The 8,672-nt window shown below is 29.9% G+C and carries 10 protein-coding genes; 1 reads left to right on the forward strand and 9 read right to left on the reverse strand.

Annotation, left to right across the window (positions count from 1 at the left end; genetic code table 11):
- Positions 1–353 precede the first annotated feature (353 nt).
- Both CCPUN_RS03780 and CCPUN_RS03785 read right to left on the reverse strand, forming a co-directional pair.
- Complete coding sequence (locus CCPUN_RS03780; protein ID WP_133282250.1) at positions 354–1,181, reverse strand: hypothetical protein; 828 nt, start codon at positions 1,179–1,181, stop codon at positions 354–356.
- A gap of 704 nt (positions 1,182–1,885) precedes the next feature.
- A complete protein-coding gene (locus CCPUN_RS03785; RefSeq protein ID WP_133282251.1) occupies positions 1,886–2,515 on the reverse strand; it encodes a recombinase family protein in 630 nt (209 codons plus the stop codon).
- 471 nt (positions 2,516–2,986) lie between these two features.
- Between CCPUN_RS03785 and CCPUN_RS03790 the strand changes: the two genes are divergently transcribed.
- The gene (locus tag CCPUN_RS03790) at positions 2,987–3,553 is read left to right on the forward strand and encodes a recombinase family protein (RefSeq protein ID WP_133282252.1); all 567 of its coding nucleotides are present in this window, start codon (positions 2,987–2,989) and stop codon (positions 3,551–3,553) included.
- Between the two features lie 13 nt (positions 3,554–3,566).
- Here CCPUN_RS03790 and CCPUN_RS03795 read toward each other — a convergent pair whose 3' ends face one another.
- The 7 genes from CCPUN_RS03795 to CCPUN_RS03825 form a co-directional block, all read right to left on the reverse strand.
- Positions 3,567–4,487 (reverse strand): Rpn family recombination-promoting nuclease/putative transposase, encoded by a 921-nt coding sequence (locus CCPUN_RS03795; protein WP_133282253.1) that lies wholly within the window; start codon positions 4,485–4,487, stop codon positions 3,567–3,569.
- 216 nt (positions 4,488–4,703) lie between these two features.
- Positions 4,704–5,504, reverse strand: a complete 801-nt coding sequence (locus tag CCPUN_RS03800; RefSeq protein WP_133282254.1) for a ParB/RepB/Spo0J family partition protein — start codon at positions 5,502–5,504, stop codon at positions 4,704–4,706.
- Positions 5,505–5,512: 8 nt separating this feature from the next.
- Entirely contained in the window at positions 5,513–6,496 is a 984-nt protein-coding gene (locus CCPUN_RS03805) for a ParA family protein (RefSeq protein WP_133282255.1), read from the reverse strand.
- Positions 6,497–6,666: 170 nt separating this feature from the next.
- On the reverse strand, positions 6,667–7,380 hold the full coding sequence (locus CCPUN_RS03810; protein WP_133282256.1) for a JAB domain-containing protein: 714 nt from the start codon (positions 7,378–7,380) through the stop codon (positions 6,667–6,669).
- Positions 7,381–7,383: 3 nt separating this feature from the next.
- A complete protein-coding gene (locus CCPUN_RS03815; protein WP_133282257.1) occupies positions 7,384–7,593 on the reverse strand; it encodes an RpnC/YadD family protein in 210 nt (69 codons plus the stop codon).
- Positions 7,565–8,098, reverse strand: coding sequence for a JAB domain-containing protein (locus CCPUN_RS03820; protein ID WP_133282258.1), 534 nt, complete (start codon positions 8,096–8,098; stop codon positions 7,565–7,567). The genes CCPUN_RS03815 and CCPUN_RS03820 overlap by 29 nt, the downstream gene beginning before the upstream one ends.
- Before the next feature lie 21 nt (positions 8,099–8,119).
- Entirely contained in the window at positions 8,120–8,422 is a 303-nt protein-coding gene (locus tag CCPUN_RS03825; RefSeq protein ID WP_133282259.1) for a DUF3874 domain-containing protein, read from the reverse strand.
- Between the last annotated feature and the right edge of the window lie 250 nt (positions 8,423–8,672).

Raw genomic sequence — 8,672 nt, forward strand, 5'->3', positions numbered from 1 at the left:
AGCCGTTTTTTATCAAATATAGTGGAAAATCCTCAATGTCAGTCTTTTATCCCATCATATATTTGTACCACCACCAATAATTATTTATATACATCTCACATTTCGCACCAGAGAATATCTGTTTGTGTAGTTATTTTTTATTGATTTAGAATGTTTTATACGATTGATGATTTTTAGAAAAAATGATATAATTTCTTATTTTGAGTTTTGGTTAAAAATTTTTATACTGAAAATCAGTTTAATTAAAAATTAATTCAAATTTGCGCAATTGTTATATTCTACTCATAATCAATTGTAAATTTGGTGCGAAATGTGAGATACATTCTTCTATTTACTTTTTTATTTTCGCTCTCTTATAGATTTAGTGCTCTAAGTCTTGCCGCCCAGTGTGCTTGATGTCGCCTTGTTACTTCTCCTTCATACCGGCTTATCATTTTATCTAAGAATGTAGTTTTTATATGATGGAACTCAGCTGGCATTTCAATTTTATATCTATCAGTTCTAAGTAAATGATCTACTTGTATATCAACAACCTTGCTTCTTACACCTGGATTAATATTCTCATCTCCACCAATCACCAACATATTACCACGCATAACTAAGTTAGGTGTCCTTCTTCCTCTTACGGTCTCTATATTACGATCACGACGTAAATCCATATCAGTCATAAGATGAGGAAATACAAATTTTATTCCTGGCCCTCCTATTTCTCCTCTATTAATCATTTCAGGCCTATACATCAATTCATGTGTATTTCTTTGAGTTTCAAAAAAGTCAAAAATGATACGAATAGGCATTCCTTCTTGTTCAAGTCTAAGGGTATGAAAAGCCACGAACATGATATGCTTTTTTATGTCTCTATTATGCCTAAGAATAAAGTTATTATAACCATTATTATTCCGATTTGGAATTTGGTAACGCGGTCCAACTAAAAAACCGTTGTTCTTTAAGTTCCTTATATCCCTATTAGTCTCTAATTGAAATAATCGTGATAATTCATTTTGATTAGTATTTGCATCTTCATTATTATTCCTTAAGCTACCTGATCTAATAAAATTAATAACATTTTGCTCATTCCTTATAAAAGAGCAAGCATGAAGGAATAAACTAATATAGAATACTATTATTCTATTTAAAAACTTTAATTTTTTTCCTTGCCATTTTATTTTGAATACCTCCATTAAATTAATCCGACATTTCGCACAAAATTTTCAGATTTTTTATTTTTCGTGTTGACTGCATCAACCTCGCTTGACAGGATAAAAACCATTTAATCTTACTTCAAAAACAGCATTTTATGTAAATACTTGCTTAATTAGGCTCTTATTTCTTAAAGAATGATTAAGGTCATGCATTATTATACTAAATAAAAAGTTACTATACAATAGAAAAAGACGTAATTATTACTAATTAATCGATCTGAAAGATTGTATTCTGTACAAATTTTTACTTTGACTAGGAAGATCTGTTGCTGTCATTTTTACATAATTAATTCTTAATCAATTATAAAAATAAATAAAAAATTATGTTTTTTTAGTGCGGAATGTCAGATTAATCAATAATAACCCCCAATTTTTATTGGGGATCTCAATTATAATATACGAATCACCCTATTTCACAATACCTAACCTACTAAATGAGGCCGTTGCAATAGAAAAATAAGCTTTTATAAAGCAGATGTAATACCTGACTAATAATTACCTTTAAGTATTAAAAAGACATAAGTAACAGAATCTAGTCTATAAATATTACAAATACGTCCGAATTATTATGTAATCATTTAAAATTTCTATTGAAACGGACTCTAAATGGTTATTAAACTGAAATAGAAACAAAAATATACGAAATAATTCGTTAAGCCTGTTTTTTCCTACCTAGCTTAGGTTTACTTTTGGTACAATCGTTGAATACGGCATACCTGAGAAGCGCTGTACCCGGTAGCCTGCGCGGTTTCGTGGATACTTAGTTTTTTAACATTTCGATAGTACATCACTTTCTGGTGTCGCTCATGATCAGCCTGTTTTCCCTTATATTTACCTTGTTCGTGCGCTCTTTCGATTCCCTGTTTTTGCCGTTGCCGACGGCTGATCCAATCCTTATGCGACATTGCGGCCATCAGGTCTATAAGCATATTATTGATTGCGGAAATTACCGCACGTGTTACTGGATCATTTTGTGCTGGTTCTTTGCCAGACAAAGCCTGCCAAGAGGTAGGTATATCCAGACTCACAATTTTCAGTTGGTTCTGTTGAATTTTCTTTTTCAGTGTTTCCCAGTCACTGTTGTTCAATCGTATCAGCCTGTCGACCTGCTCTACCAGTAAGATATCATTTTGGTGACTGTCCATGAGTAGCCACCCCAGTTCTGGTCTATCCAGTTTTATTCCACTGATATTTTCTCGGTAATAGCTAGTGATTTTGTGTCCTCTTTCATGAACAAACTGCTCGAGCAGTTCTTTGGCTCGATCTGCAAACTGATCTTGAGTTGAAGCTCTCAAATAAGCTCTGATAAACATATTCTTATGTATTTATCGTATTTAGGTTATATCATTGAATATATCTCATATAGATTATTTCATTAATTGAATTTAATGATTTTTTATGTATTTCATTGAGGTTGTACCCTTATGCGATAAGCATTTCAGTGAAAATGAATCTACAAAATAATTATCAGTGCTATCATTAAGTGTTTCAACTTGCAGATGAACTTCTTGATCTTGTGTAGTGCCCCCTTACATATCCTACTGTTTTTACCATTCCTCTCAAATATATCAAAGATAATGAGTTTACGGTATTTTGTTTTTTAAGATCTCAATATGATATATCTAATTGATTATTTTAGTGATCAGTTTTGTATGTTTCACTAAACGACCGTTTAATAAAACATTAAGTACTATAGCAAATAAATAGAAATTAGTGTGCTATATTACCATCTTAAATAACAAAATCTTATTTTGTTAACTTTAAACAAATAAATGAGAAATTTAATGACCAGATTAATTGGATACGCTAGAGTAAGTAGAGAAGAACAAGAACTACAACTCCAATTAGACGCACTTGAAAAAGAAGGATGCACAAAAAACAAAATATTCATAGACAAAATATCTGGCGCTAAAACAAACAGGCCTGGATTAGATGATTGTCTATCGGAACTCAAAGAAGGAGATACATTAATCGTCTGGCGCATTGATAGACTAGGACGTTCTATGCAACATTTAGTTTCCCTAATCGAAAACTTAAGAACAAGAGGGATAAGTTTTAAATCTATTTGCGATGGTGCAATTGATACAACTACTGCATCTGGAGAATTGATATTCAATATATTCTCTTCTTTAGCACAATTTGAACGGCGTCTTATTCAAGAACGTACAAGAGCCGGGCTAGAAGCCGCACGTGCAAGAGGTAGAAATGGTGGACGTAAAAAAATAGAAAATAATAATCCAAAAGTTTTAATGGCTAAAAAAATGCATAAAAATCATGGAATGAGTATAGCAGACATCTGTAAAACATTAAAAATATCAAGAGCTAGCTTCTACCGTTATTTGTCTATCTAATTTTACCTCATTTTCAGTTTTTATCTATAGACAAAAGCCTAATTTCATCCTCTGAAAGACCAGTGATACGAGATATTTTGACTATATCAAATCCTTCTGATAGCATTTCTAACGCTATTTTTACTGCTTTAAGATGTTCACCTCTTTTTAGACCAAGTTGCTCACCTTGTTGTATTAATCTTGTTGCTGCTGTCATAACTAATTCTTTAATTTCTGGGTTGATAGATTTTAATGTTTCCAAGATATCGTCGTCTTCTTCTATGGCTAAGATATATAAAAATGTGTTTTCATAATATTGTGTATCGTATAGATCAAGACGGGATAATAAAGACTTTAAATACTCATTTAGCTTGAGTAGATTATTAAAATTCTTATCCTTACCATATTTAAGTATCAGCTCGCCTAAGGCTGCTCTTTTCTGTTTAGATAAATCATTATCAGATGTATGTGTTAAATCTACAAGATTAAATTCACCAAAGGTATAAGATTTAGCTAATTCTGGTACTTTAAACATAGATAATAGACTCCTTTTTCCTGTATAAGCCTCTTTACCATTGTATACACAGATATTTAATACCAACGGTAATTCATCGCAATCTTTATGCTCATGTAGATGCTGTCTAAACAGTTTTAAGTTATATTCCATAAAACGTAGTGGCATATATTTATCTATTTTTGACTGATGTTCAGTCACGAAATATATGTATCCGTCTTGATTATCCATTCTAGCTTGAAATACTAAATCACTTTCTCCTCGCGTACCTATTGGATGGACAAAGCTTTTATTAGTCAGACGTAAAGTTGACTTATCGATCTTATGAAAAATTTTTGCTGGTAGATTATATTCTAAAAAGTCTAGCATAACATCTGTTCTTCCAAAAATACTTTTGAAGTACATGTCATGAGGTTGAAGGATCTTATGTTCATTACTCATAATATAGTAGGTATAATGATAAATCTAGATTGAATCTTTAACCTTTTGCTTAAAAAATTCAGTAGGATCAAAAGTTTTTTATACATATTCAGATACTCTATGTTATGTCTAAAACATATTTTCACTTTTATAATGATAACTCTATAAAAAGTACTAAAAATGAAGTTAATAAACTTATATAGAACAAACAAAAATGTATTGAATAAACAATAATATCTATAATCTATCAATAACTTTTTGTAATTCATTTTTCAATTTTTTTTTACATAAAGCATTTATATTGTTTAATCCATTATCATCTATATTAATATTATCATCTAACAAAAAAACTTGTAAAATTTGCACCTTACGTTTCCTATTAGATGATGATATGATTGAATCTACTTCATTTATATCATTTTTATTTAATGCTTTTGTAATATTCCTTAATTCTTTTCTAGAAGTGATATCATTCTCTTTTAATTTATTTTTTATAGACTCAGGTAACTTAGAAAATTTAATATATTCCGAAATTTTGCTTTTAGAAACTGATATTGCCTTTGCTAAATGTTCTTGATTGTCGAAAACAGACGTTTCTATTAAATTGCTAAATGCTATACCTAATTCTATAGGTGTAAGATCTGCTCGATGTATATTTTCTATTAATGATATGGCATTAGCGTTATTTATTTCTTTTAATATTATGCAAGGAACCTTATGTAGACCAGCTAGTTTCGCAGCTCTCAACCTTCTTTCTCCACTAACAACTTCATATTTACCATCAGAATTTTTAGTTACTGTAAGAGGTTGACAAATACCATGTTCTTTAATCGAATCAGATAATTTAGATAATTCTTCTATATCAAAAAATTTCCTAGCCTGATTTTTAAAAGGAGTTATTTGATCAATTTCTAAAAAATAGAATTCTCCTACTGATTTATCTAATCCAATACTAGACCTAGAAGATGAATCCAATGTTGGTTTTGTTATATTTTCTAATTCCATAGATATTTCTCTATACTTTATTTTTCTAGCCATTCTATTAATCAGTTATTTCTATAATATGTATACTTATTTAAAATTTGATAAATAAGGTCTGATATATCTTCTAATGCTATAGAATTTTTTTTTGCAAAAAAAGCTAAAGGTTTACCAATTTTCGCAGAAATATTAAAATCTTCGCTCTTCCTTATAGCGAAATCTTCCTTTATATACTTTCCATAAAATTTTCTAAGTATGGACATTGCTTCAGCAGAACTAACAGCCTTATATTCATATTTGTTTGGAATAATGTTAATATCTTTAGGTTCTATCTTAGCATGAACATAGAAATTATTTAAATCTTCTAAAAGTATTTTCAGACCATTTAAACTATATGGCTGTGTTTCACATACAAGACTGATTACATCAGAAAAGAATACTACACTTCTATTTAAGAAACTAATGGTTGGATTTGTATCCAAAAAAATAAAATCATAGTTTTTCTCTATTGATGAAAGTACTTCTGAAAGTTTACTAAATGAATTATTTTCTTTATAGAAAACAGATTCAAGACGTGTTAAAGACAAATTAGAAGGTATAAGATCAAACCCTTCAAATATATTTTTCTTAATATCATTAAATGACGCATTTTTTGTGAATAAATCATATAAAGTCAAATAGCTATTATCTGGTAGGAATCCAAAAGAAGTAGATATATGTGCCTGAGGATCGGCATCTATAACTAAAACAGTGTATCCCATTAAAGCAATATGTGAAGACAATTGAAAACAAATACTTGTTTTTCCTACACCTCCTTTAAAATTATAAAATGAAAATTTCTTCTTTAAAATCTGTAAGTTTTTTTCTGATTGAAGACCATTTATAATATTTTTACTATCACTTATAGAAAACTTAGATTCTTTTGTTTTATGACTTTTCAATGTTTTGAAATGATTAGAAATAACATATTCTTTAAGAATACATTCATTTATTCCAGACAATATTGCTATACATTTAAGACTTAACCCATCTCCAACTATGTCAATCATTCCCTTAAAATTTAAAGAAGTTCGCCTAGGCGAACTTTATAAAAAGTTATATATTTATCCTCATCTACTTCTACTAATATTCTATCATTAGTAATGACTTCTTAAATCAAAAACTCAATCACTTATTTAAATAACTGTGTTGAATTATAGTAATTTTATAAAATTTCTAATTAGTCTTTATTTTTACCTAAGTTTTTAATTTCCTGTTCTGATAAGCCGGTGATACGAGCAATTTTTACTATGTCGAAACCTTCTGATAGCATTTCCTTAGATATTTCAATTGCCTTAAGATATTCACCTTTTTGTCTTCCTTTCTGCAAACCAATACTCTCTCCATTTTTAAGGCTTTCATCAATCTGCTTTTTATGTTTTTTTTCTATTTTTTGTATCTCTTCCATCATTTCTTCATGATATTGCTCTTCTAGTTCATAGGGAAGTATATATTTATTACTCGCCTCTAAACGATCCAATAAACCTGAATCCTTAAAGCTATAGAAACTATATTCTGTGATAATAACATGATCTAATACAGGTGTTTCCATAAGTTTACATGCCTGAATAAGACGATCTGTTGTATCTTTATCGCCTTTTGAAGGACGTAAATCTCCAGAAGGATGGTTATGAACTATGATAATGCCTGTAGCACGTTTTTGTAAAGGTATACTCAATACTTCCATTGGCTTAATAACATTAGTTTCCATAGCGTCACCTATACATATAAGTTCTATGTTGATAATGCAACTAGAACTATTTAATGCAATAATCCAACAATGCTCTCTATCTTTATGCAGTTTCTTTTCTCTTTTTAAGACAAGTTGCATAATCTTATAAATATCCGAGGCATGATGGATTGGAAGCTTCTTTAGTTTTAATTTTAATTCCATATATCAATCTAAATTCGAACTGTTTTCTTTAGCAATAGAAAGTATCTCTTCTTTAGAAAGAGTAGTAATAGTTGATATCGTCTCTATATTCATGCCTAACTGTAGCATCTTTAATGCGGTTGTATAACGTTCTTCTTTTTTACCTTTCTCTAAGCCAGTTTGCTCACCTTTTTTAGTACTCTCATCAATTTGTTTTTTTATGCTCTTCCTCAATCTTCCGTATCTCTGACATCATTTCTTCATAGTATTTCTTTTCTAAATCATAGGGAAGTACATATTTATTACTCTCTTCTAATTGACGCAATAAACCTGAATCTTTAAAACTGTAGTAACTATGTTCCGTGATAATAACATGATCTAGAACAGGCGTACGCATAAGTTTACATGCTTGAATAAGAAGATCTGTAACATCTTTATCTTGTTCTGAGGGGGATAAATCTCCTGATGGATGATTGTGGATGAGGATAACGCCTAAGGCACGTTTTTGCAAAGGTATACTCAATACTTCCATGGGTTTAATAGGGGTAGTATGTACGGTATTACCTATAGATAATAATTCTATATTAATTACATAATTAGATCTATTTAACGCAATAACCCAAAAGTGTTCTCTATCTTTATTCAACTTCTTTTCCCTCTTTAAAAAAAGTTGCATAACCTTGTAGATATCTTCGGAATGATGTATCGATAGATCTTCTAGTTTTACTTTTATTTCCATATATACTTGGAATTGAAATCGTTAAATTTTTCTTGCAAAATATCCATACTTATTAGTACTTGCTACCCTTTTAAATCCTAACTTATTAAGTTCTCTTCCCATCCATACTCTATTCAATCTAATAGTAGTGCCAATATGTTCTTGAAGATACTGTAGTATATCTGTAGTTGTCATAAATTCTCCTTCCTCCTTGTTAGAAGGAGATAAGTATTTCTGGACCAACTCTTCCTCTGAACTTTTTATTTGAAAATTATTTGATCTTAACTTTATTTCTTCCAGTTCCTCTTTAGTTAACTCTCCGCCATAAACATCCAGTTTATACATATGATATGCCTGACACCAGGCTAAATTTAATAATTGGTAAGCTTCTGGATAAATATCTTTTATACCTACTACATGAATTCCTATCCATCTACTATAACCAAGAGAGGAATTTAAAAAAGTAATATCATTGGTACTACCAACAAAAGAGGGTGGTGGTACAAATATATGATGGAATAAAAGACTGACATTGAGGATTTTCCACTATATTTGATAAAAAACGGCTAATTTTCTCAAAGAAATATATCATGGA

Origin of the sequence: Cardinium endosymbiont of Culicoides punctatus, from assembly GCF_004354815.1 — a bacterium.
Taxonomy (GTDB): domain Bacteria; phylum Bacteroidota; class Bacteroidia; order Cytophagales; family Amoebophilaceae; genus Cardinium.